Source organism: Blautia sp. BCRC 81119 (assembly GCF_003184505.1).
Classification (GTDB): Bacteria; Bacillota; Clostridia; order Lachnospirales; family Lachnospiraceae; genus Blautia_A; species Blautia_A fusiformis.
On record NZ_QJHD01000006.1, the window covers coordinates 1 to 25696 of the forward strand.

Annotated in this window: 19 protein-coding genes, 1 pseudogene and 1 other annotated feature; all 20 genes and pseudogenes read left to right on the plus strand. The window is 44.2% G+C overall.

From position 1 onward, the window contains the following. Nucleotides 1-253: 253 nt before the first annotated feature. The 20 genes and pseudogenes from DMI82_RS04895 to DMI82_RS04990 all read left to right on the plus strand — a co-directional run bounded on the left by DMI82_RS04895 (nt 254) and on the right by DMI82_RS04990 (nt 25573). Nucleotides 254-1027, plus strand: a complete 774-nt coding sequence (locus DMI82_RS04895; RefSeq protein ID WP_110102693.1) for a NifB/NifX family molybdenum-iron cluster-binding protein — start codon at nt 254-256, stop codon at nt 1025-1027. Between the two features lie 209 nt (nt 1028-1236). Beyond that, nucleotides 1237-1947 carry a sulfite exporter TauE/SafE family protein gene (locus DMI82_RS04900; RefSeq protein WP_110102694.1) on the plus strand — a complete coding sequence of 237 codons (711 nt, stop codon included), beginning with the start codon at nt 1237-1239 and terminating at the stop codon, nt 1945-1947. A 44-nt stretch (nt 1948-1991) separates the two neighbouring features. Further along, on the plus strand, nt 1992-3185 hold the full coding sequence (locus DMI82_RS04905) for a PucR family transcriptional regulator (protein ID WP_110102695.1): 1194 nt from the start codon (nt 1992-1994) through the stop codon (nt 3183-3185). 241 nt (nt 3186-3426) lie between these two features. Continuing rightward, a complete protein-coding gene (locus DMI82_RS04910) occupies nt 3427-4764 on the plus strand; it encodes an aminotransferase class III-fold pyridoxal phosphate-dependent enzyme (protein ID WP_110102696.1) in 1338 nt (445 codons plus the stop codon). 18 nt (nt 4765-4782) lie between these two features. Continuing rightward, nucleotides 4783-5910 (plus strand): iron-containing alcohol dehydrogenase family protein, encoded by a 1128-nt coding sequence (locus tag DMI82_RS04915; protein WP_110102697.1) that lies wholly within the window; start codon nt 4783-4785, stop codon nt 5908-5910. A gap of 113 nt (nt 5911-6023) precedes the next feature. Beyond that, nucleotides 6024-6359, plus strand: coding sequence for a P-II family nitrogen regulator (locus tag DMI82_RS04920; RefSeq protein WP_015525489.1), 336 nt, complete (start codon nt 6024-6026; stop codon nt 6357-6359). A gap of 27 nt (nt 6360-6386) precedes the next feature. After that, entirely contained in the window at nt 6387-7922 is a 1536-nt protein-coding gene (locus DMI82_RS04925) for an APC family permease (protein WP_110102698.1), read from the plus strand. Between the two features lie 373 nt (nt 7923-8295). Beyond that, on the plus strand, nt 8296-10914 hold the full coding sequence (locus tag DMI82_RS04930; protein WP_110102699.1) for a cation-translocating P-type ATPase: 2619 nt from the start codon (nt 8296-8298) through the stop codon (nt 10912-10914). Between the two features lie 2 nt (nt 10915-10916). Then, nucleotides 10917-12131 (plus strand): AI-2E family transporter, encoded by a 1215-nt coding sequence (locus DMI82_RS04935; protein WP_242981808.1) that lies wholly within the window; start codon nt 10917-10919, stop codon nt 12129-12131. Between the two features lie 58 nt (nt 12132-12189). Beyond that, entirely contained in the window at nt 12190-12603 is a 414-nt protein-coding gene (locus DMI82_RS04940) for an EamA family transporter (RefSeq protein ID WP_110102701.1), read from the plus strand. A gap of 37 nt (nt 12604-12640) precedes the next feature. Beyond that, nucleotides 12641-14614: a bifunctional metallophosphatase/5'-nucleotidase gene (locus tag DMI82_RS04945; RefSeq protein WP_110102702.1), complete on the plus strand. Its 1974-nt coding sequence runs from the start codon at nt 12641-12643 to the stop codon at nt 14612-14614. 7 nt (nt 14615-14621) lie between these two features. Then, a pseudogene (locus DMI82_RS20635) lies at nt 14622-14732 on the plus strand (MarR family transcriptional regulator); the annotation flags it as partial. 234 nt (nt 14733-14966) lie between these two features. Continuing rightward, nucleotides 14967-15701, plus strand: coding sequence for a class I SAM-dependent methyltransferase (locus DMI82_RS04955; RefSeq protein WP_044962204.1), 735 nt, complete (start codon nt 14967-14969; stop codon nt 15699-15701). Beyond that, nucleotides 15682-16773, plus strand: a complete 1092-nt coding sequence (locus DMI82_RS20235) for a hypothetical protein (protein ID WP_242981809.1) — start codon at nt 15682-15684, stop codon at nt 16771-16773. Before DMI82_RS04955 ends, DMI82_RS20235 begins: the two co-directional genes overlap by 20 nt. Nucleotides 16774-16777: 4 nt before the next feature. Then, complete coding sequence (locus tag DMI82_RS04965; RefSeq protein WP_110102703.1) at nt 16778-17710, plus strand: DMT family transporter; 933 nt, start codon at nt 16778-16780, stop codon at nt 17708-17710. A gap of 231 nt (nt 17711-17941) precedes the next feature. Continuing rightward, nucleotides 17942-18478, plus strand: coding sequence for a nitroreductase family protein (locus tag DMI82_RS04970; RefSeq protein WP_015525501.1), 537 nt, complete (start codon nt 17942-17944; stop codon nt 18476-18478). Nucleotides 18479-18690: 212 nt separating this feature from the next. Continuing rightward, entirely contained in the window at nt 18691-19719 is a 1029-nt protein-coding gene (locus DMI82_RS04975; RefSeq protein WP_021652865.1) for an alpha/beta fold hydrolase, read from the plus strand. A 201-nt stretch (nt 19720-19920) separates the two neighbouring features. Beyond that, nucleotides 19921-21318, plus strand: a complete 1398-nt coding sequence (locus tag DMI82_RS04980) for an alanine/glycine:cation symporter family protein (protein ID WP_110102704.1) — start codon at nt 19921-19923, stop codon at nt 21316-21318. A gap of 86 nt (nt 21319-21404) precedes the next feature. Beyond that, nucleotides 21405-21651 (plus strand) — a binding site (T-box leader). 85 nt (nt 21652-21736) lie between these two features. Continuing rightward, on the plus strand, nt 21737-22240 hold the full coding sequence (locus DMI82_RS04985) for a TRAP transporter small permease (RefSeq protein WP_015525504.1): 504 nt from the start codon (nt 21737-21739) through the stop codon (nt 22238-22240). Beyond that, a complete protein-coding gene (locus DMI82_RS04990; RefSeq protein WP_110102705.1) occupies nt 22241-25573 on the plus strand; it encodes a TRAP transporter large permease subunit in 3333 nt (1110 codons plus the stop codon). Nucleotides 25574-25696 lie beyond the last annotated feature (123 nt).

Genomic DNA, 25696 nt, shown 5'->3' on the forward strand with positions numbered 1-25696 from the left:
TAAGCCTGCTCCTTAGATTAGATTTAGAGTTTTTAGAGTCAACTCCCAAAACTCTAATCAATAGTTTACATGCAACAGCCAGAAATTTCGATACACCCTCTTATTGGACGCTTACGAAATATATGTGTCGTGAGGAGAAGTTTATGCTGTATATAATACTATTAGCTGAGCTATATGGACATATGTCAAAAATATTATTGACATATGCCTTTTATAGGGCTATTATATAAGAAAAGCAAGAAAGGAGCAGTTTATGCCGAGACCAGTAAAATGCAGAAAAGTTTGCCATTTCCCCAATGTTTTAGAATTCTTTCCGGCAGATGATACTGAGAAAAAAACACCTATTGTTCTGACGGTAGATGAGTATGAAACCATCCGTCTTTTGGACAAGAAAGGTTATAGTCAGGAGCAGTGCGCAGCATCTATGCAAGTCGCAAGAACAACCGTTCAACGGATTTACGAGATTGCCAGGAAGAAAATAGCAGATGCTCTCATTGATGGATATCCACTCAGAATCGAGGGTGGGGATTTCAGAATCTGTGACGGCCAGAGCAGTAGCTGCAACCTTGGAGGGTGTTACAAGCAGGAAATTTACAAAAAATATGCAGCAGAAAAAGGAGAAGGTATCATGAGAATAGCAGTAACGTATGAAAATGGACAGATTTTCCAGCACTTTGGACACACAGAGACATTTAAGATTTACGATGTAGAGGAAGGAAAAGTAGTACATTCAGAAGTAGTAGATACGAATGGAAGCGGACATGGTGCATTGGCAGGAGTTCTTAAAGCATTGAATGCAGATGTTTTGATCTGTGGCGGAATCGGAGGCGGCGCACAGACAGCGTTAGCGGCAGCCGGCATTAAGCTTTTCGGAGGAGTTTCCGGAGATGCGGATGAAGCAGTAGAAGCTTTTATCAATGAAACACTGGAGTATAATCCGGATGTGAAATGTTCTCATCACGAGCACAGCCACGGGGAAGGACATACATGTGGCGAGCATGGATGTGGAAGCCATAGCTGTCATTAAGAAAAATAGCAAAAGATAATAATACAAAAGGATGTGTCAAGGTAATGGAGAAAGGCAACTGTTGACTTTTTCTTTTTAGCGTGCTAATATCGAGAATATAGAAAAAACAAAGACGTTTTGCAGTCATTATTGCAAAGCGTCTTTTTATTTTATCAGCAGTGATAAAGAGTGTGCGGTAAACAGATAATACAGAAAAGGAAGAATGCTCTATGAAAGAATTGTTATTTTTGCTTGTATTGTTTGTTTCTAATGTTATTCAGGCTATCACAGGGTTTGCCGGCACGGTATTGGCGATGCCGCCTTCCGTTTATTTGCTTGGGCTGGATCATGCAAAGGTGGTTCTGAATATTATGGCCTGGCTGTCAGGACTGATGATCGCAGTGACCGGATATCGACATATAAACCGGAAAGAATTGATTAAGATGTCTGCAGTCATGTTGATCGGAATGTTTGCAGGGATACAGATCTGCCGGATCGTGAAATCTGAAAATATTCTTCTGACAATATATGGAATCATAATCGTCGCAGTTGCATTAAAGAATCTGTGCATCCATACAGAGAAAAAACTTCCGTATTTCATTTTGTGGATAGTTCTGATCCTGGCAGGGATAATTCATGGTATGTTTGTATCAGGGGGTGCTTTACTTGTGATCTATGCAACACAGGTACTGAAAGAAAAAGAAGAATTTCGTGCCACAGTGGCCCCTGTATGGTTGGTGCTGAATTTTTTTCTGATGGTTACTCAGTTCAGGAGCGGACTGGTTGGAACGGCAGATATTCGACTGATCTGTATCAGTATCCTGCCATTACTTATAGCTACATGGTTAGGTAAAAAGCTGGTATGTAAAGTATCTCAGAGGGTATTTCTGAATCTGACTTATGTACTGCTTCTGATATCCGGAGTATCTTTGATTGTCTGATACAGTTGATCACAGGATGATGTGGTGAAGAAAGGCGTATAAATATGGCAGTTACATTGCGTGAGATCATGAAACAGGTACAGCATCTGGAGATGAGGCTGGTAGCAGGTGAGACAGGACTGGATCATGAAGTGTCATGGACGCATATGGTAGACAGTGACACGATTTCTGCATTTCTGCAGGGACAGGAGCTTACCTTTACAACAGGGTTGGGACTGAATGAAAATCTGAATCTGCTTCAGCTGGTAAAGGAAGTATGGAGAAATAAAGCCAGCGGGATCGTGATCAATACAGGACCTTATATCAGTGAGATCGGACAGGATGTTATTGATTTTGCAAATGAAAAGGGATTTCCGGTATTTGAAGTACCGTGGAAGATTCGAATGGCTGAAATCATGCGGATCATATGTTTTGCAATAACAAAAGAACAGCAGAATGCAATTGAGGTTTCGACGGCGCTTAACAATGCCTTTTTATGTCCGTCGCAGGAAGAACTGTATGTTTCGGTATTGATGAGAAAAGGGTATTTTACAGACAGTGCATATACGGTTGTGAATGTGTGTGTTCTGGAAGACGATAATCGTGTAACAGGAACAAGGCTCGAGCAGATTTTATCTAAACTGAGCAGTCATATCCGCTGCAATTATAATGGGATTTTGAGTTGTACCCAGGAAAAGCAGATCCTTCTGGTTTTGTGTGATTATTCTGATGAATCATGCAGAAAAGTTATGGAGAGGATTTTTCAGATGCTTTGCAGGATGGCACAGCAGAAGGAACAGATATTTGTAAGTGTAAGTAAGCAGATTTCCGGGCTGAGGCAGATTTATAAAAGCTATCAGTTTGCGGAAAAAATGTCGGATTTATTATGTATTTGTCAGGTCCCGGGAGAGAACAGAGCAGATAACGGAAAGATTATTTTTTATAAAGACCTTGGGATTTACAGGGTACTGCTCACACTTACAGATAAAGAAGCAATAAAAGAATATCTGGCGGACACAGTAGCTCCATTGTATGAATATGATGAGATGAACCACTCAGATCTGGTCAGAGTACTTCAGTGCTACCTGGCTAATGACTGCAGTGTCAAAAGTGCGTCACAGGAATTGATCGTACATCGAAATACAATTAATTATAAGCTTGGAAAGACCGCTGAGATACTTGGAAAAGATCTTTCTGATTTTGATGTGCGTTTTCAGCTGAAGCTGGGTTTCCTGTTATATCAGATGAATGAAATGTAAAAGGAAAATGCGGCAACAGAACAATAACGATTGTGCTGCAGCACAAAAATAATTGGATAGATGTCTATTGCAGACAGCCAGTGTCGAGAGTAATATATGACTCAGATAAGACAAAGGCGTCTGGTTCACAAATGAATGTGGGCCGGGCGCTTTTCTTGTTCTACAACAAATAATAAGTTTGTTTACCGCAAAAATGAACAATATTTAAACCTGAATTACAGATAAAGAGGAGGAAGTTATTATGAGTTTAACAGGAAAAGAAGTAGCACAGATGCACAAAGATTATGTGATGCAGTCATGGGCAAGATCAGGAGCAGATACTTTACCGGTAGAAAGAGCTGAGGGAATTTATTTTTACGATTATGATGGAAAAAAATATGCAGATATGGCTTCACTTCTGGTGTGTTCCAACCTCGGACATGAGCTTCCGGAGATCGTTGAAGCGATCAAGGAACAGGCTGATAAGATGTGTTTCATGGCACCGGCATATGCATCCGAGCCGAAGAGCATGCTGGCAAAAATGCTTGTAGAAGCAGCAGGAGCAGATACATACAAGAGAGTTTTCTTCACAAATGGTGGAGCAGAATCCAATGAGAATGCTATTAAAATGGCACGTATGGTAACCGGAAGAACCAAGATCTTTTCCTGCTACAGAAGCTATCATGGAGCTACACTTGGAGCATCCAATGCTTCCGGTGACTGGAGAAGATATGCAGCAGAGATCGGTGGTGCAAATGGATTCGTGCACTTTATGAACCCTCAGATGTATCGTGACGGATATACAAAGGGAGTTGATGATGCAGAGGTAACGAAGAAATATCTGGATGCGCTGGATCTGCAGCTCAGATATGAAGGCCCCGGAAATGTGGCAGCGATCCTGATGGAGTCTATAGTAGGTGCAAACGGTGTCATTCTTCCTCCGGACGGATATATGGAAGGTGTTCGTGCACTTTGTGACAAATATGGAATCCTTCTGATCTGTGATGAGGTTATGGCAGGATTTTACCGTACAGGAAAAATGTTTGCATTTATGAATTTTGATATGAAACCGGATATCATTACATTTGCAAAAGGTGTTACCTGTGGTTATGTACAGCTGGGCGGATGTATTGTAAGCAAAAAAGTTGCAGAGTATTTTGAGGAAAATGTTCTTCAGTGCGGACTTACTTACAGCGGACATACACTGGCATGTGCGGCTGGTGTGGCTGCAATGAAATATTATAAAGAACACGACATCGAGGGACATGTAGCTGAGATGCACAAGATCGTTGCTCCGTTTATGGACGAGATGGTAAGAAAGCATAAATGTATTGGTGAAGCAAGATGTATCGGTTTGTTCGGCGCACTTGAAGTAGTCAAGAATAAGGAAACCAGAGAACCGATGCAGGAATACGGCGTACCCGGACCTGTAATGCCATGGATATTTGCAGAATTAAAGAAACGTGGCTTTGCAACCTTCGGACGCGAGAACTTTATTGAAATCTGTCCGCCATTGATCATCACGAAAGAGGAGCTGGAAGAGTATCTCCCGATCCTTGATGAAGTGCTTACAATGGTCGATGAAAAATTTTGTGACTGATAAAGCAGGAGGCAGCCTATGAACTGGGATTATCTACAGCCGGTAAAAATTCATTTCGGTAAGGGAAGAGTAAAGGAAATCAAAGAAATAGCCAGAGGGCTTGGTTGCGAAAGAGGCCTTCTGGTGGCAGGACCGTTTTTCTTTAAATGCGGTCTTGCCGAAACGATCATAAAAGAGTCAGAAGGAATGATCGTCGCTTCTTTTGGAGATGTTTCTCCAAACCCGGACGTTGCAGAGGTAGATGCCTGTGCGGAAGTGATCCGGCAGAAAAATATCGGATTTGTGGTAGCACTGGGTGGAGGCAGTCCCATGGATTGTGCCAAAGCAGCTGCCAGTGTAGCTTTGACTCCGGATTCCATCCGTAAGTATCATGGAACCGGAGTAGCAATGCTGGAGAAACATCTTCCACTGATCGCAGTTCCTACGACTGCAGGAACAGGAAGTGAAGTGACCTGTGTATCAGTTCTTTCGGATCATGCAAATGGAAAAAAGGCGCCGATCGTATCAGAGGGATTTTATCCGGCAGCAGCTATTATTGATCCTGAACTTACTTATACAATGCCACCGCAGGTTACGGCAGGAACAGGAATTGATGTTCTTTCCCATGCGATCGAAGGCTATTGGAGCAAAGGTCATCAGCCGATCTGTGATGTACTTGCGATGCATGCAGCAGAACTGGTATTTAAATATGTTTACAGAGCATACAGGAAGCCCGATGATGAGGAAGCAAGGGAGAAAATGTGCGAAGCATCTTTGATCGCAGGATTGGCGTTTACTTTACCGAAAACTACTTCTTCCCATGCGTGTTCATTTCCATTGACCAATATTTATCACATCCCGCATGGCGAGGCGTGTGGCCTGACCCTGGATTATTTTATAAGAATCAATGCAAAAGGCGAAGGTGGTGAACGTGTAGAGAAATTTGCCAGAAGGATTGGATTCAAAGATGCAGAAGAGATGGCGGATGCAGTTCTTGAATTAAAGAAAAAAATGGGATTGCGATGTGATCTGAAGGATCTGGAGCTTGACGATGATCAGATTGCGGAGCTGGTTCGCATCAGCAGACACCCGAACCTTTATAACAATCCGGTAGAGATCACAGATGCGATGCTGGATGAGATGTATCGATATCTGGCCGGAAAGTGAAAGATTTTGATTGAATGTTGAAAGAAATAATGATAATATAGAAAGAGACGATGGAGTCCGGATACTTTGGTATCTGGGCTCTTTTTGTATTTATGGATGGGAGATGAAAGATTATGAAACTGATCACAGCAATCGTAAGACCTGAGAAAGTAATGGATGTCATCAAAGCACTGGAACAGGAAGGATATTTTGCTTTTTCAAAATGGGCAATTTCAGGAAGAGGTAAGGAAAAAGGTATTCAGGTAGGTGATGTCCTTTATCAGGAAATGGCAAAAAACATGCTGTATATTACTGTTGGGGACAAAGAAAAAGATGAAGTTGTAGATATTATCATTAACAGTGCAAAGAGTGGGCAGTATGGACATTATGGTGATGGAAAAATTTTTGTTTCCGATATCAGTGAGGCATATACGATCAGTGAAGAAACCAGAGAAGATGATGATGAATGATATGCTTGATGAAGCAGGAGGATATATATGGGTGAAAGAAATAAAAGAACAAAATTAAAAAAATCCATGGGACCTGGTTCAATCTGGGCAGTTGCAGTCGGTTCCATCATTGGATGGGGATGTTTTATACAGGGTGGTCTCTGGACAGAACGTGCAGGTGGACCGCTCCCGCTGTTTCTGGGATTTCTGGCAGGCGGTCTTTTAATGATCGTGGTAGGCTACAGCTATTCTTATATGATCGCAAAATTCCCGGTAGCGGGTGGTGAATTTGCCTATGCATATAAAGGCTTTGGAAGAACTGCTTCGTACATATGCGGATGGATGCTGTCGCTTGGATATCTGTCTATTGTAGCTTTGAATGCAACGGCACTTCCGGTATTGGCATCCTATATTTTTCCTGGAGTCTTTAACAGAGGTTACCTGTATACAATTGCAGGATATGATGTATATATGGGTGAAGTCGGATTATCCCTGTTCTTTATCATACTTTTCGGGATCATGAATTACAAAGGTGCGAAATCTGTAGGAAATCTTCAGCTTGCGATGGTCCTTATCATGTGTGCAGCGGTTGTTGTATCAGTCATTGGTGTGATCGCAACAGGACATTTTGATGCTTCAAATCTGCAGCCGGCATACGGAGCCGAAGGCAAGTCTCTTGGAAGCGGTTTTGTATCTATCCTGGCATTGGCTCCGTTCCTTTATGTAGGATTTGACTGTATTCCACAGGCGGCAGAAGAGTATGATTTTCCACCACAGAAGTGCAAAATGCTGATCATTTCAGCATTGATCGTAGGTGCTTTGATCTATGGTGCAATGGCACTGGTGACAGATTGTGTTGTTCCCTGGCAGCAGGTTCTGACTATGACAGATGCGAATGGAACTCTTGTAAAATGGCATACAGGTGCAGTTCTTGATCTTGCAATGGGAAAAGTTGGTGTGTGCTTTGTGGCACTGGCAGTGTGCATGGGGATTTTTACCGGTATGAACGGATTCTTTATGACATCCAGCCGTCTTTTATTTGGTATGGCAAGAGCAAAAATGCTTCCGTCAGCTTTTGAAAAGGTTCATCCGGAGCATAAAACTCCGTCCATATGTGTTGGGTTTACCATGATCATCTGCTGTATCTGCCCATTTTTCGGCAGAGAAGTGATCGGCTGGGTTGTAGATATGTGTTCCGTAGGTACTGCGTTCGGATATTTCTTTACCTGTGCAGGTGCTTATATTCTTCTGAAAAAATATGGCGATGATACAGATACAAATAAAATCCATCCGGCAGTAGCAATGGGCGGCTGCGTGATTTCTGTCGCAATATTGCTGCTCCTGATCGTGCCCGGTTCTCCAGCATTCATGGCTCCACAGTCCTTTGCAGCACTGATCGTGTGGGTGTTGATGGGAGTTACCTTCTATTTTGTTTCAAAGAAAAATTTTGCGAAAATTACTAAGAGAGAAATGGATTATCTGATTCTTGGAAATGTACAGGTGGTTCGAGGACTGAGAAAAGGAAAAGACCAGGGAAGAGTTGTGCAGGGTAATATTGTAGCTGATCAAAGTAATAAATCTTAAAAGGTAATAAAACGGCTGCAGGCCTATAATACTTTCAGGGTAACAGAAAAACTTCCATTCAAAAAATGGGAGTTTTTCTGTTACCGGAGTATCATATTTGCAAGGTGTGATTTATAAAGTATCTTGACAGAGGTACCGACCCTGTTATAATATTAAATCTGATAAAGGGGAGTAACCTACGTTTGGAAATCTGCGTTTGCAGTGTCGTCAGTACGGTGGAAACATCCGGCGCTGCAGGGAAATGGTGAGACTTTTATTGCATTTTTTGTTGTGCAATAAGGGTTTCTTTTTTTATATCATTTTATCAAAAAAATCCTTTATTGCATAAAAAAATTACAGTTGGTGAATATTTGCAAAAAAGGAGGCAAAGGTAATGAAAGAAATTTATCAGCAGACAGCAGAAGAAGTTCTCGAGCGTGTGGAAAGCAGGGAATCAGGGCTTACCGATGAACAGGTCAGACGGTCCAGAGAGAAGTGCGGATGGAATGAGCTTGCAGAAGGAAAGAAAAAAAGTATTTTGCAGATCTTCTTCGAACAGTATAAGGATTTTCTGGTGCTGATCCTGATCGCATCGGCAGTGATATCCGGTATGCTTGGAGATGTGGAAAGTGCAGCAGTTATCGTGATCGTTATTACGATCAATGCGATTTTGGGAACTGTGCAGACAGTAAAGGCTGAGCAGTCCCTGCAGAGCTTAAAGAAGCTTTCCGGACCGGAGGCAAAGGTATTACGTGATGGTGTGGCGGTACAGCTCCCGGCAAGAGAACTGGTTGTAGGAGATGTGATCCTTCTTGAAGCAGGTGATATGATCCCGGCCGATGGAAGATTGATTGAAAATGCAAGCCTTAAGGTCGATGAAAGTGCCCTTACCGGAGAAAGTCTTGCGGTTGAAAAGAGTAGGGACATTATTTTGGAGGAAGCATCGCTTGGTGATCGGACAAATATGCTGTTTTCTGGAAGCTTTGTCACATATGGGCGTGGCAGAGCGGTTGTAACGAATGTAGGAATGCAGACAGAGGTTGGAAAGATTGCGGGACTTCTGAAATCGACTTCGGAAAAACAGACGCCACTTCAGGCGAATCTGGATGATTTTGGAAAGAAGCTTTCCATTCTGATCCTGATATTTTGCGGAATTCTGTTTGCGATCAGTGTATTCCGCGGTGAGAAGATCAGCAGTGCATTTATGTTTGCAGTAGCACTTGCAGTCGCAGCGATTCCGGAAGCTTTAAGCTCCATCGTGACGATAGTCCTTTCTTTCGGAACACAGAAGATGGCAAAGGAGCACGCGATCATTCGTAAGCTTCAGGCTGTGGAAGGTCTTGGAAGCGTATCTGTTATCTGTTCGGATAAGACCGGAACACTCACACAGAATAAAATGACAGTAGAAGATTATTATATTGATGGAAAAAGAATCACAGCAGATGCAATTGATGTAGCAGATCCGGCGCAGAGATGTCTTTTGGACTACAGCATTTTATGTAATGATTCAACAAATGAAAATGGAGTGGAGATCGGAGATCCGACGGAAACGGCATTGATCAATCTGGGCAGCCGGTACGGAATCGAGGCTGCTGGTGTAAGAAAGCTTTATCCAAGGGAAGGAGAGCTTCCCTTTGACAGTGACCGTAAGATGATGTCAACACTTCACAAAATTGATGATGAGAACCGGATGATCGTAAAAGGTGCGGTTGACCGGCTTCTGGAGCTGACAGACAGGATCTGGACAAAGGACGGAGTTCGGGAAATCACAGAAGCAGATAAAGAAAAGATCCGGCGCCAGAATCAGGAATTTTCAATGGAAGGGTTACGGGTACTGGCATTTACCTATCGTGAAATTCCGGAGAACCATGTATTGACGACAGAAGATGAGAATCAGCTGGTATTTCTTGGCCTGATCGCTATGATGGATCCGCCGAGGGAAGAATCAAAGGCTGCAGTTGCAGAATGTATAAAAGCGGGGATCCGGCCGGTCATGATCACGGGGGATCATAAGATCACAGCAGCGGCAATCGCAAAAAGGATCGGGATCCTACATGATCTGTCAGAAGCCTGCGAAGGTGCTGATATTGAAAATATGAGTGATGAGCAGCTGAAGGAGTTTGTCCCGAATATTTCTGTGTATGCAAGAGTGTCACCGGAGCACAAGATCCGTATTGTCCGTGCATGGCAGGAGAAGGGGATGATCGTGGCAATGACCGGAGACGGTGTGAATGATGCTCCGGCATTGAAGCAGGCAGATATTGGTGTTGCAATGGGAGTGACTGGAACCGAGGTCGCAAAGGATGCCGCAGCAATGGTGCTTACAGATGATAATTTTGCAACAATTGTAAAAGCAGTGGAAAACGGACGAAATTTATATCAGAATATCAAGTATGCGATCCAGTTTCTTCTGTCAGGAAACTTTGGTGCGATCCTGGCAGTTCTTTGTGCATCCCTTGCAGGACTTCCGGTTCCTTTTGCACCGGTACATCTGCTGTTTATCAATCTTTTGACAGACAGCCTTCCGGCGATCGCATTAGGCGTGGAGCCGCACAGCAGTGAGGTGATGAATGAGAAACCAAGATCAGCAGACGAGTCAATACTGACAAGGGATTTTCTTGGTAAAATCGGTCTGGAAGGACTGGTGATCGGTATGATGACGATGATAGGATTTTTGACAGGATATCATCAGAATGGTGCACTGCTTGGCAGTACTTATGCCTTCGGAACACTTTGTCTGGCACGTCTGTTCCATGGATTCAACTGCAAATCGGATCATCCGGTTATCTTTACAAAACGTTTCTTTAATAATAAATGGCTTCAGGGAGCATTTGTACTTGGGGCAGTACTCATTACCGTTGTACTGACGGTTCCAGGATTTCATCTCCTGTTTAAAGTAGAGACGTTGGATCTGATGCAGCTTGGCTGTGTATATCTGTATGCGTTTGCAAGTCTTCCGATCATTCAGCTGCTTAAATGGATACGCATGAAATTAGGAAAAAGAGGAGAATGATAGTGGATATAAGTAAAATATCTGTAAAAAAAATCCGGGAGCTTATTGTGTTTACAGCATTTCTTGTGGTTGCCCTGTGGAAGTTTGATGTGGTGCTCGATGTGCTGAAAGCAATATGGGGGATCGCATTTCCTTTTGTACTTGGCGGAGCGATCGCATTTGTGACCAACGTGCCAATGAGCTTTTTGGAAAAGAAAATTTTTGGAAGGGTAAAAAAAGAAAATAAGATAGGTGCAAAACTGGCAAGACCGATAAGTCTGTTCCTTACGATCGTATTTGCGGTTGGCGTGATCGTACTGGTGATGTTTGGTGTGATCCCGCAGCTTACGCGGACAATGGGAACTTTGATGATGAGTATCGCTGATTTTATTCCGCAGATGCAAAGCTGGATCCGGGAATTCTCCCATAATAACCAGGAAATCATGAAGCTGGTAGATCAGGTACAGTTTAATCCGGATCAGGCGATCAAGTGGGGGATAAGCCTTCTTGGAAACGGTGCAGGAAATATGATGAATACCACAATGTCAGCAGTGGGTTCCATAGTCAGTGGATTGGCAACCTTTTTTATTGCTTTTTCATTTGCCTGCTATGTCCTTTTTCAGAAGGAGAAGCTGCATGTGCAGATCCGAAAAGTAATTTTTGCCTTTCTCCCAAAGAAAAAGGCAGATGCTTTTCTTAAAGTCTGTTCTCTGACTTATCGGACATTTGCAAATTTTCTTGCAGGTCAGTGTCTGGAAGCTGTGATCCTCGGTTGTATGTTTGTTGTGATACTGAGTATTTTGAGGATGCCATATGCACTTTTGATCGGAGTTTTGATTGCGTTTACCGCATTGATTCCGATTTTCGGGGCCTTCATCGGGTGTGCGGTGGGAAGCTTTTTGATCTTTATGGTAAATCCGAAACAGGCAATTTTATTTATTATAGTATTTCTGGTGCTGCAGCAGATCGAGGGAAATCTGATCTATCCTCATGTTGTGGGTGAATCCGTAGGGCTTCCGTCGATCTGGGTTCTTGCAGCAGTTACGATCGGCGGAAACCTTATGGGAATTGTAGGTATGCTTGTTTTCATTCCGCTGCTTTCCGTGTTCTATACTATCTTTCGGGAATTCGTATATCTGCGCCTGAAAAAAAAGCATATCAAACAGGTGACAAAGACAGAAATAGAGGAATATACGGCGGAGGAAATTGTAAATAGTGACATATCAGAGGGGAAATGATATGATGGACTTGTATTGGGATAGTTAAGAAAATCTTATATTTAAGGGGGGAGTTACTATGTGGTTTGTGTTTGCCTTGCTGTCTGCTGTATTTGCGGCGCTGACCTCCATACTGGCCAAGATAGGTATTGCCGGTGTTAATTCGAATCTTGCAACAGCGATTCGAACGATGGTGGTGCTGGTTATGGCGTGGGGAATGGTTTTCCTCACAAATACCCAGGGCGGGATCGCAGCGATCAGCAAAAAAAGCTGGCTGTTTCTGACCCTTTCAGGTCTGGCAACGGGTGCTTCGTGGTTATGTTATTATCGTGCTCTGCAGATAGGCGATGCATCGAAGGTTGTGCCGATAGACAAGCTGAGTGTCGTGATCACACTGGTACTGGCATTTGTTTTTTTGCATGAGAAATTCACAGCAAGATCGATGATGGGATGTATTTTGATCGGTGTGGGAACATTATTGATGGTTTTGTAAAAAGGCATAAGAAAACTATATACAAAAGGAGAGTGTTATGAAAACACGAAAGAAAATTTCAGCAAGGCTGCTGGCGATCATGCTTATTGCTGCATTGCTGCTTCCTCTTGCATGGAATGTCCCGGTGGAAGCAGCCGAGGCAAAACAGCTCGATGTTTTGTTCAGCCATGATACACATTCGCATTTGAACAGCTTTTCAACCATCGTAGATGGAGAGCAAAAAGAAGTTGGCGGATTTGCAAGGATCAAAACCCTGATCGATGAAAAGAAGCAGGAAGATCCGGACACCCTGGTGCTGGATGGCGGCGATTTTTCCATGGGAACACTGATCCAGACCGTATACGATACGGAGGCGGCAGAGCTTCGGATGCTGGGATATCTGGGGTATGATGTGACGACTCTGGGGAATCATGAATATGATTATCGTTCAAAGGGACTGGCAAATATGCTGGAGGCTGCGAAGGCTTCCGGTGAGACAGTGCCGGCACTGGTAGTGTGCAACGTGGACTGGGACAGCATGGAGCAGGATGGATTAAGCGATGGTCAGAAGCAGATCCGGTCGGCATTTGAAGCCTACGGTGTGAAGGATTATGTAGTAGTTCAAAAAGGAGATGTAAAGGCTGCGGTAGTCGGTGTGTTCGGTAAGGATGCCCTGGAATGTGCACCGACCTGTGAATTAAAGTTCAAGGATCCGGTTGAGGCCGTAAAACAGACGGTAGAAGAGATCCGAAAAAATGAAAAAGTGGATATGATCGCTTGTGTGTCCCATGGAGGAACCTGGGAGGATGAGAACAAATCGGAGGATGAGATCCTTGCAAAAGAGGTGCCGGATATCGACTTGATCATCAGCGGACATACGCACACAGAGCTGAAAGAGGCAATTCAGCATGGGAACACATATATCGTATCCTGCGGCGAATACGGAAGAAATCTGGGATCACTTTCCATGACACAGAAACAGGACGGACGGTGGGAGCTGACATCCTATGAGCTGATCCCTGTTTCTGAGGATGTAAAACCGGACCAGGCGACACAGGAACAGATCGATGCCCTGATGGATACGGTGGATAAGAATTATCTTGCCGATTTCGGCTATACAAGGGAAGAGGTTCTTGCTGAAAATGATGTTGAATTCAACAGTCTGGAAGAAATGGGCACGAAGCACGAAGAGTTGAATCTTGGTGATATCATGTCCGATGCATACATATATGCAGTGGAAAATTCCGAGTATTATGATGGTGATCCGGTTGATGTAGCCGTTGTTCCAAGCGGAACCGTGCGGGACACATACACAAAGGGCGATATCACAGTAGAGGATGTTTTTAATTCCTTTTCACTGGGGATCGGAAAGGACGGTGTTGCCGGATATCCGCTGATCAGTGCATACCTGACCGGAAAAGAGCTGAAGCTGGTAGCGGAGGTGGACGCTTCTGTATCGGATTTTATGACAACGGCAAGGTTATATTGCAGTGGATTGAATTTTGCATACAATCCACATCGGATGATCCTGAATAAGGTGACAGATTGTTATCTCACCAGGGCAGACGGAGAGCGGATCGAGATCCAGGATGACAAGCTGTATCATGTTGTGACAGATCTGTATACCGGCCAGATGCTTGGTTCAGTGATGAAAATGTCCTATGGACTGCTGTCTCTTGAACCGAAGGACAGGGATGGAAATCCTATTGAAAATCTGGAAGATCAGGCGATCATGGAAGGTGACAGGGAGTTAAAGGCCTGGGATGCGATCGCAAGATATATGCAGTCCTTTGCGGATACAGACGGCGACGGAATTGCCAATGTGCCGGAATATTATGAGACGACACATGGACGTAAGGTTGTGGAGGACAGCAGAAATATCATTGATTTGGTGAAGCAGCCGAATAAGTTTTCGGCAATGATCGCAGGTATTTGTTTGATCTTTATTGTGATCATTGTGCTTGTGGTATTTCTGATCCGAAGGATGATCCGCAGGATCAAAGTCAGAAAAGGAAAGAGAAATTCAAAATAAATATACGGCTGAGATCGTTAAAGTCCGTAAGTCGACGAAATCCCACGTGTCCTCTTCTCTGAAAAATCTGGAGAGCAGAGGTCTGATCGAAAGGATCCAGAGTGCGGACAATAAGAAGCCTGATGATCCCAAAGACCTGTGCATATATGTGGATCATTGCAATGGGACTTCAGCTTCTGTTTTAGGACAGCAAGCATTAAGTAACCGCCTGACTATGGATCAGACATTGGATGTCCGCAGCGTATTTTGGTACGTCTGCGGACATCTTTTTTGAGATGAATTGCAATTTCTTTTGTAAAATTGTAGAATGAAAGAGCTTATGAAAAAGAGTCATGAAAGAGAGAATCGGGAAATGAATGATAAAATCGCAGTCTGTCTTGGAAAGGGCGGACAGAGAGATATGGCGGAAGCCTTTTGCAGGAGGACCGGAGCGCAGCTTCAGGATAAGCCGGGAGATTTTCTGACGGTGCGGTTTGATTCCAGGGGCGTTTCGCTGTCCGGTTTCGGGCTGACCTATCAGGGGGATTTTGTGGAGACGATGCTTCACAGAGTTACCAGAGGCAGACTTCAGCATGAGATGCTGGTGAAGGCGGTGAAGTCAGATAAGGAGGGAAGGAAGGCCATCGATGCTACGGCAGGAATGGGTGAGGATGCCTTTCTTCTGGCAGCCCAGGGCTATGAGGTGACGCTGTACGAGCAGAATCCGGTGATCGCAGCCCTTCTTAAAGATGCCATTCGCCGTGCCAAGAAAAATATGGATCTGAAAGATATTGCCGGTCGTATGAAGGTGATCGAGGGAAACAGTGTAGAAGGTATGTCAAAGCTTCTTGATCCTGTAGACGTGATCTATCTGGATCCCATGTTTCCGGCAAGACAGAAATCCAGCCTGATCAACAAGAAACTTCAATTGATCCAGAAGCTGGAACCACCGTGTTCCGGGGAAAAGGATCTTTTTGATGCAGCTATCAGAGCAAATCCGGATAAGATCATCGTCAAGCGTCCGCTGAAAAGTGAATGTCTTGCCGGCCGGGAGCCGTCTTATACATTGAAGGGGAAGGCAATACGATATGACTGCTATGTATTATAAAGTCAGACACTATCAATACAAAAATCGAATCGGAAATCTTAAGTCTGAAGCTGTAGGCGTGGTAAGCGGGGAAAAACATTTCCCCATATTTCCTGGAAATATAATTTTTAAGCCACTGACGAAATCCAAACCATTTTCCACGCCACTGTATGCTTATGCAGAGGTGTTCTGGTCAACGATCATTAATGAATATTTTATGCCTGCGCCCAGGTATGAACTGGCCATCTGTGAAGGGTATGAGGCAGTAAATGAAAAATATCTTGACTACGGAACAGCAGTACCCATGGCCTATAAAGAAGGGGAATCCATTTTGAATCTTCTGGAGTTTTTCAGGAAATATCCGGATGAAAAGGTAGATATAGATAATTATGTAAACTATTGCCAGATGTTTTATGATTATAGAGATATTTTTGAAGCTGATTTTTTGCAGAAGCATCAGGAAATAGCGGAACAGCTTGCCATGCAGGTGCTGATCTCTGTCCTGAGGGGAGACCAGAATTATCATTATGAAAATGTAACGTTTCTCTGTGATAAAGATGGCGGGATCATAAGTCTTGCACCTATGATCGATCATGAATTTTCTACGTATTTTATGTTTCCGGACGATATTTCCCGTCATGTATACTGGCTGATGGAATTAAGCAAATCCATCCGCGGATGGGAAGTCCGGCCTGGGGAATATGATAATTTCAAAGATCCGGAAGAACGGAAACTAATGGAAAAAAGTGCCACCTGTATTCATAAAAATCTCCTTTATATAAAAGAACATTATCCGCAGACAACGGAAGAATTTCTGGATAAAGCAGAAAAACTGAAAACAGCATTGACGGAAGCTTCAGAGGATTTTCTGATCCGGGGAAATACGGAATATCCGGACTGTGCGGATTCCAGTGCCTGGCTGATCGGAAAAGCCCGATACAAGGATAAAGATGAAGAGAAAGCCAGCGCTTATGAGGCGGAATTATACGGAAAGGGGAAAAAGATTGATTTCCGGGACGTAAGTATCAGTGCAATAAATGAAATAAAAGCTGTGATCAGTCAGATGGAAGAAGTTTTGAGAAAGAGAGAATAAACAAATGGAACAAACAAAAACAATATTAAAAAAAACCTGGGTGGTGGCAGCGCTTGCCTGCGTCTGCTGTCTTCTCTGGGGGAGTGCGATCCCGCTGATCAAGACAGGATACCGTCTGATGCAGATGGATTCTGCAGATACGGCAAGTCAGATCGTTTTTGCAGGTGTGCGTTTTGCACTGGCAGGAATCCTTGTACTGATCTTTGCATCTTTGCGTGAGCGCAAGGTTCTGCTTCCGGATCGAACTGTTCTGAAATATGCGGTGCCGGTATGTATAGCTCAGACGGTATGTCAGTATTTCTTCTTTTATATAGGTGTGGCACATACCTCCGGTGTAAAAGGCGCTATTATCACAGGTCTTGGGAATTTTATTGCGATCCTGCTGTCCTGCCTTGTTTTTCACAAGGAAAAAATGACCGGGCGAAAGATGCTCGGCTGTATCCTCGGTTTTGCCGGCGTGGTCGTGATCAATCTCATGGGAAATTCTCTGGATGCAGGTTTTAGGCTTACAGGAGAAGGATTTATTCTGATCGCGCAGTTTTCTTACGGAATGTCCACGGTGCTGATCAATATTTTTTCCAGAAAGGTATCTCCGGTGGTACTCAGCGGAACGCAGTTTACCATGGGCGGGATCATTCTGTTCCTGATCGGAAAAGGGATGGGAGGACATTTCGGAGTGGTAAATGCCGCCGGTATCGGGATCATCTTTTATCTGGCAATGGTGTCTGCAGTGGCCTATACACTGTGGTCAGTGCTGCTTGCCTGGAATGATGTATCCAGGGTAGCGATCTTTGGCTTTGTAAATCCTTTGTTCAGTGTGATCCTGTCTGCACTGGTTCTGGGAGAGGTACGTCAGGCATTTAATATGGGAAGTCTCATCGCACTGTTTCTTGTCTGTGTGGGAATTTATGTGGTAAATCAAAAAAAATCTTCATAAGTGGTATTGCAGTTATTGTTCCCAGGCAATATTTTTTGAAGCGTGTTGCTGAGAACGGAGTGAACAGTAACGGTCGCAGAATGAACAGTAACGATGCCGGAGTTTTGAAATTGATTTCAATACGGCATTGTGTTAAAATAGCTCCATAAAAAGTGTGAACATAAAAATCCATGCCGGAATAACTGCAGGATCCGGAAGCAGATCCTGCACCGGACAGTAAGGAGGAAAAATATGGAATTTCAGAAACTGATCGAAGAGAGAAGGACCATCCGTAAATACAGCCCGGAGAGCAGGATCACAAAAGAAGATCTTCTTGCAGTGATCCGGGCCGCTCAGGAAGCACCCAGCTGGAAAAACTCCCAGACCGGAAGATATTATTGTGTAATGTCCGAAGAGATGGTGGAGAAGGTCAGCAGAGAATGTCTGCCGGAAATGAACCAGGCAAAAGCAGAGAATGCCTCCCTGATCGTTACAACCTTTGTACATAACCATGCCGGATTTCAGAAAGACGGAACACCGGATAATGAGCTTGGAAACGGCTGGGGCTGCTATGATCTGGGACTTCAGAACGAGAATCTGATCCTGAAGGCAAAGGAGCTTGGATATGGAACCCTGATCATGGGACTTCGTGCCGGAGACAAGCTCCGTGAGATCCTTTCCATTCCGGAAACAGAAACGGTAATGGCAGTGATCGCCATCGGAAAAGCAGCCGAAGAGCCTGCAAGACCGAAACGTAAAGATGTGGAAGATATTGTGAGATTTTATTAAATAATAGAAGAAATGCCCGGTACATATCAAAATGTTCGGGCATTTTTTAATGGAAATTAAAGAGCAAAATGGTCTAAAAAGGATTGCCTGGAAGAGTGAATTCTGTTATCCTGTAAGAAAACAGCTGTGACAACATGGAAGGGTTTTGAAAAGCAGAGTTTGGGAGAAGCAAAAAAGCAATACAGTAAAAGCAAGGGAGGTTTTTAACCAATATGCAGATCATACATGAAAATGAATACGAAGAAACCATGAAAAATATCGTAATGCCATATCTTCTGTCTCACAGAAGGGAACTTTATGTACCGGGTGCGGATTATCCGTTTCGTAACGAAAGCAAACGGATCACAGGTAAGATCCATATGCTGCAGTATCTGTCTGATATTGATATGCCTAAAGGTGTGGTAGTCATCAGCCACGGATTCACAGAATCAGCAGTAAAATATGATGAAGTGGCCTATTATTTTCTTAAGGAAGGCTATCATGTATATATTCCGGAGCATTGCGGCCATGGCCGCAGCTATCGTCTTACCGCAGACCCGTCTCTGGTCCACATCGATACATGGAGAAGATATATCCGCGATTTTCTGAAAGCATGCCGCTACATAAAGAAAGCACATCCGGATCTGTCACTTAACTTGTATGCACATTCCATGGGTGGTGCCATCGGTGGTATTGCTGCAGCCTGGGAGCCGGACTGGTTTCACAAGGTGATCCTTTCTTCTCCGATGATCCGTCCTCTTACAGATAATGTTCCGTGGCCGGCAGCCACCGGCATAGCTCTGGAGAAATGCATTTTCGGAAAAGATGAGGAATATGTAGCTGGCCGAAAGCCTTACGATGGCAGCGGTTCTTTTGAGACAAGCTCCGCAACATCAAAACCAAGATACGAGCGATACAAAAATCTCCGTGCAGAACATAAGGAGCTCCAGACCTGGTCTCCATCCTACGGCTGGCTCTGGGCTTCTGCGGAAATGAGCTGGTATCTGCGTCTCTACGGATGGAAAAAATATACGGCACCAATGCTGCTCATCCAGGCCCAGACGGAAGATCTGGTGTCTGTTCGTGCCCTGAAAAATTTTGCCGGAAAGATCAATCGCCAGGGAAAAACAAGCTGTGATTATATCCATATGATCGGAACAAAGCATGAGATCTATGGAAGCAGAGGTAAGATCCTGGAGAAATACTGGGGATATATATTTACATTCCTGGACGATACGGAAAATGATATTGATCACAGATAAGTATTTTTACTACAGGTGTATCACATATTTAACAACAGGATTGGCAGCTTTTATTCACTTCCTTTCTTTATCATAGTAAAATTATAAAGCTTTTCTCTTATACATTCGACAAAAAATGTGATATAATCTAACGAATCGTCTTTTTGTACAGACAAACCTACAATCCAAAAAGACAAAATTAAATAAGGGAAGGATTATAGAATGTTATCTGTTATTGAATCAGTGAATGCTGCCGTAAACAATTTTATCTGGGGCGTTCCTGCGATGATCTGTATTATTGGTGTAGGTCTTTATTTAAGTATCCGCACGAATTTTCTCCAGATTCGGAAATTTCCCTATGCCATCAGGGTCACTATCGGACGTATGCTTCGGAAAAGAGAAGCTTCCGATGGAAGTCTGACACCGTTTCAGGCTGTTTGTACGGCGTTAGCTGCTACCGTGGGAACGGGAAATATTGCAGGTGTGGCAGGTGCTATTGCCATCGGAGGACCGGGAGCCGTATTCTGGATGTGGATTTCCGCACTTCTTGGAATGTGTACAAAGTTTTCAGAAGTAACACTTGCGGTACATTTCCGCGAAACCAATGCCAATGGAGATCTGGTTGGAGGACCAATGTATTACATTAAGAATGGTCTAAAAAAACACTGGCACTGGCTGGCATATCTGTTTTCCGCTTTTGGTGTGCTTACTGTTTTCGGAACCGGAAATGCAACCCAGGTTAATACCATTACAACAGCTATTGATTCTGCACTGATCAATTACAATGTGATCGCTGCAGACAATACTTCTACGGTAAACCTTGTTATGGGGATCATCCTTGCGATTCTTGTGGCAATGATCCTGCTTGGCGGAATCAAAAGGATCGGCCAGGTTACAGAAAAGCTGGTACCGTTTATGGCATTGTTTTATATTATTCTTGCCGTCGGTGTAATTATCATCAACTGGAAAAATGTTCCGGGTGTTTTCAGCGCTATCATCAGAGGGGCATTTAATCCGGCATCTGTGACAGGCGGCGTAGTAGGAAGCTTTTTCATGAGTATGAAAAAAGGTGTTTCCAGAGGTATTTTTTCCAATGAGGCAGGTCTTGGTACCGGTTCTATCGCACATGCCTGTGCAGACACCAGAAAACCTGTAAAACAGGGATTTTTCGGGATCTTTGAGGTATTCACGGACACGATCGTGATCTGTACGCTGACAGCGCTTGTCATCCTCTGCAGCGGGGTGCCGGTTGGTTATGGCGCAGCAGCAGGAGCGGAGCTTACCATCAGCGGTTTTACCAGTACATACGGAAACTGGGTTTCCATCTTTACAGCAGTTGCCATGTGCTGCTTCGCATTTTCCACTATCATTGGATGGGGACTTTACGGAGCCAGATGTGCGGAGTTCCTTTTTAAGGAAAAAGCTATCAGACCTTTTATGGTACTGTACTCTCTGGTAGCGATCATCGGCGCAACTGTTGACCTTGGACTTCTCTGGAGTATCGCAGAGACCTTCAACGGTCTGATGGCGATCCCTAACCTGATCGCAGTATTCCTGCTTTCCGGTGTGGTTGTAAAGCTTGTGAAGGAGTACTTCGCCGGAGAAGGAAAGAACGCCTGAAGGAGTTTTTGAAAAAAAAACTTGACTATCAAAACAAACAGAGTTAGAATTGGTTTAACTCATTAAAGAGTTAACACATAACAGAAGTAAATTCCGTGAAGGGAATCAGTAAAGACAGAGGAACCGTCTTCAGAGAGCTGTAACTGGTGTGATGCAGCGGCGGAACTGCCTTGAATATCATCCCTGAGAAGGAAAGCCGAAAGTTTCAGACAAGTAAGTAGGTTTTCACGGGTGCTTCCCGTTACAGAAGTCGCGTATGCCGGTACGTTGCAGAATCGTGCTTGTTTCAATGGAGAAACAGGGTGGTTGCGGAATTTTATATCCGTCCCTGAAAGGGGACGGATTTTTTTTATCCAAAACATTTTAAACCACGCGGTAAGGATCTGAAACCGGAAAAATATACAAAAGGGGAAAGAGTATGAAAGTGTACAAAAAACTCATGAACGCACTTGCAGCAGTAGAAAAAATTGTACTGGTCATTTCCACACTGCTGATCCTTGTGCTGACTGTGGGAAATGTATTTTCCCGTAAGGTCATCCATCGCTCATGGTCTTTTACAGAAGAGCTTGTTGTAGCGGTGTTTGTTCTCATCACACTTTTGGCAGCAGCACTTGCCTGCCGTGAAAAAGGAGGACTGGTAAGTCTGACACTGGTTACGGACCGTCTTCCGAAAAAACTGGAAAAACCATCTGTGATCCTGATCACGGTCCTGAGTATTGTTTTTTCCGCAATTTTATTTAAATATGGAATGGACAAAGTTCTTACACAGCTGGCAAACGGCAAGAGAACTTTCGTATTGAACTGGCCGGAGTGGATCTTCTGGTCCTTCGTGCCGATCGGAGCAGGCTGTATGATCCTTCATTTTATTGAGTACTGCCTGGACTTCTGCCTGAAAAAAGATGATGAAAAGGAGGACAAATAAATGATCAGTGCAATCTTATTTATCTCCTTCTTTGTTTTCCTGATCCTGGGACTTCCCATTGCAATCTGCTTAGGTCTGTCATCTGTATGTGCCATCCTTTATTCCGGTACATCTCTGACGATCGTAGCTACAAATATGTACTCCGGAATCAGTAAATTCCTGCTTCTTGCTATCCCGTTCTTTGTTCTGTCCGGAAACATTATGGCAAAAGCCGGTATTTCCAAACGACTGATCAACTTCGTAGATACCTGCGTAGGACATAAAAAGGGCGGTATCGCCATTGTATGTGTTATCGTAGCCTGCTTCTTCGGAGCGATCTCCGGTTCCGGTCCTGCAACGGTTGCGGCACTTGGAGCAGTTCTGATCCCGGCTATGGTTGAGCAGGGCGGTTTCTCCGCACCGTTTTCCACGGCATTGATGGCAACCTCCAGTTCCATCGCCATTGTCATACCGCCGAGTATCGCATTCGTTGTATACGCTTCTATCACAGGGGTATCTATTGCAGATATGTTTATGGCTGGTATCGTTCCGGGACTTCTGATGGGTGTTGCTCTTGTGATCATCGTTATGATCGAGGCAAAGAAACATAACATTCAGCCATCCCGTGAAAAAGCTTCCGCAAAAGAACGCTGGGATACATTTAAAGATGCATTCTGGGGATTCCTGATGCCGGTTATCATCCTCGGGGGAATTTACGGTGGTATCTTTACACCAACTGAGGCTGCAGCCGTATCTGTTGTTTACGGTCTGTTTGTTGGTATGGTGATCTACCGTGAGGTTAAGCTCAAAGATCTGTTTGACATTCTTGTGGATTCTGCAAAGACAACCGGTGGAATCATGCTGATCGTAGCGAGTGCTTCCCTGTTCTCTTTTGTATGTACCAAGTTTGGTATTGCAAATGCGGCATCTGAGCTTCTTGCCGGCATTGCACATAATCAGTTTACCTTCCTTCTGATCGTAAACATCATTTTCCTGATCGCAGGATGCTTCATTGATGCAAACTCTGCGATGTACATTTTTATACCGATCATGCTTCCGGTATGTAAGGCTCTGGGCTATGATGTGGTAGCATTCGGTGTTATGGCAACAGTTAACCTTGCGATCGGACAGGTAACACCTCCGGTAGGTGTAAATCTTTTCGTTGCCATCAGTATCAAGATCAAAAAAGGTCTGGAGGTTACTCTTCAGCAGATCTCCAGAGCAGTTATGCCGATGATCGCTGCATCCGTTGCAGTTCTTCTGATCATCACTTATATTCCGGCTGTTTCCACAGCTCTTCCGAAGGCTCTTGCAAAAGAGGGTTCCTATACAGGAGACCAGTCTTCTGACACAGAAAGCCAGAGTTCCAAGGATTCCGGAGACGGAAGTGATTCCTTTAATACCATCGCGGATTACAGTGATCTTGACTGGCCGGAGATGACATGGAACTTTGCATGCTCTACAACTGAAACAAGTACCTGGGCTGACGGAGGACGTAAGTTTGGTGAGCTTATGGAAAAAGCAACCGGCGGAAAAGTCAAGGTTAATATTTACGCAGCAGATCAGCTGACAAACGGAAATCAGTCCGAGGGAATCCAGGCACTGATGAACGGAGATCCGGTACAGATCTCCATGCATTCCAATCTGATCTATTCTGCATTTGACCCGAGATTCAATGTAGTATCCCTGCCGTTTATCTATGATTCCTACGATGACGCGGATGCAAAATTTGACGGTGAGGCCGGAGAAAAGCTGAAAGAGATCCTTGGTGAGTACGGACTTCATTGTATGGGAATCGCAGAGAATGGTTTCCGTGAGCTGACAAACAGCAAGCATGAAGTAAAAACAGTAGACGACATGAAGAACCTGAAGGTTCGTGTGGCCGGTTCCAACCTTCTTATGGAATGCTATAAGAGATGGGGGGCAGATGCCACAAATATGAACTGGTCTGAGACATACACAGCACTTCAGCAGAATACGGTAGAGGGTGAGGAGAACCCGTTGCCTGCGATCGACGCAGCCAGTGTACAGGAGGTACAGCCGTACTGCTCCATGTGGGATGCAATCTATGATTGTCTGTTCTTCTGTATCAACCAGGATATCTATGACAGCCTGACACCGGAACAGCAGCAGGTTGTTGATGAGGCAGGCCAGAAGGCTGTTGAGTATGAGCGTTATATCAACCGTTCCGGCGACGAGGAGATCATGAGCCGCTGGGAGAAGAGCAACGGTGTGACCTTTACAAAGAAAGAGGATATGGATATCGATTCCTTCAAGAAAGCAGTAGACGGAATCGACGACTGGTTTGTAAAGGAGCTTAAGAGTGAAGGCTATGACGATGCACAGGATCTTGTAGATCTGTTTACAGAGGATTCGGTAGATACCGTGGAGGATTACAGTGATCTGAACTGGCCTGAGACAACCTGGAACTTTGCATGCTCCACAACGGAGACAAGTACCTGGGCTGATGGAGGACGTAAGTTCGGTGAACTCATGGAAAAGGCTACCGGAGGAAAGGTCAAGGTTAACATTTACGCAGCGGATCAGCTGACAAACGGAAATCAGTCCGAGGGAATCCAGGCATTGATGAACGGAGACCCGGTACAGATCTCCATGCATTCCAATCTGATCTATTCTGCATTTGATCCACGCTTCAATGTGGTATCCCTGCCGTTCATCTATGATTCCTATGATGATGCAGATGCGAAGTTTGACGGAGAGGCCGGAGACAAGCTGAAGGAGATCCTTAACGGCTACGGACTTCACTGCATGGGTATTGCAGAGAACGGATTCCGTGAGTTGACAAACAGCAAGCATGAGGTAAAATCTGTAGATGATATGAAGAATCTGAAGGTTCGTGTAGCCGGCTCTAATCTCCTTATGGAGTGTTATAAGAGATGGGGGGCAGATGCTACAAATATGAACTGGTCCGAGACCTACACAGCACTTCAGCAGAATACGGTAGAGGGCGAGGAGAATCCGTTGCCCGCCATCGATGCAGCCAGTGTACAGGAGGTACAGCCATATTGCTCCATGTGGGATGCAATCTATGACTGCCTGTTCTTCTGCATCAACCAGGATATTTATGATGCGCTGACACCGGAGCAGCAGGCTGTTGTTGACGAGTGTGGTCAGAAAGCTGTTGAGTATGAGCGTTACATCAACCGTTCCAGTGATGATGAGATCAAAGCACGCTGGGCAGACAAAAACGGTGTGACCTTCACAGAGAAAAAGGACATGGATATCGAATCCTTTAAGAAAGCAGTAGACGGTGTAGATGACTGGTTTGTTCAGGAACTGAAAAAACAGGGCTATAATGATGGTCAGGATCTGGTAGATCTGTTTACAAAGTAATCTTCATATATGTTTATAAAAAGATAAAATAGCCGGAAAGAGGCAGTTCTGAGAGGATTTTTCAGGACCGCCTCTTTTCTTTGCGGAAAAAAGATTATATACTGATAGCAGTCCGACATTTGT